Source organism: Lampropedia aestuarii, from assembly GCF_004803635.1.
In the GTDB taxonomy this organism is placed as follows: Bacteria; Pseudomonadota; Gammaproteobacteria; order Burkholderiales; family Burkholderiaceae_C; genus Lampropedia; species Lampropedia aestuarii.
Genome location: NZ_SSWX01000069.1, coordinates 1 through 363 on the forward strand (window position 1 = coordinate 1; position 363 = coordinate 363).

Annotated in this window: 1 protein-coding gene; it reads right to left on the bottom strand. The window is 43.3% G+C overall.

Annotated elements, in window-relative coordinates; translation table 11 throughout:
• Positions 1–66: 66 nt before the first annotated feature.
• Positions 67–249 carry a hypothetical protein gene (locus E8K88_RS17930; RefSeq protein ID WP_136408024.1) on the bottom strand — a complete coding sequence of 61 codons (183 nt, stop codon included), beginning with the start codon at positions 247–249 and terminating at the stop codon, positions 67–69.
• Between the last annotated feature and the right edge of the window lie 114 nt (positions 250–363).

Here is a 363-nt window from a genome sequence, read left to right on the forward strand (position 1 = left end):
ACGCTCCGACTAAAAACGAAAGTATACAACAAAAAACAGACGTCATTTGAAAGTTTCTTAATTCTTTCAAAAAACTGCAGCAATCTGATGATTTGAATCAATATTTGCACCAGCCTCAGTGAGCAACTCACCAAGCAATGCACAAACACCAACCAGATCCGCCAAACCGACATGCGCACAATCTGCTGATTGCCTGACATACCAATGAAGCTCAACCACAGGATTGACAGCTGTTTTTTTGCCAGCCATTACCTCCTTCACACATGGTGAAAAAAGCAGGCTCTCACTAAATAGAAAAGCCTGTGTACCGAGATACACAGGCTTTCAAATTATTTTGGTCGGAGCGGCGGGATTCGAACTCGC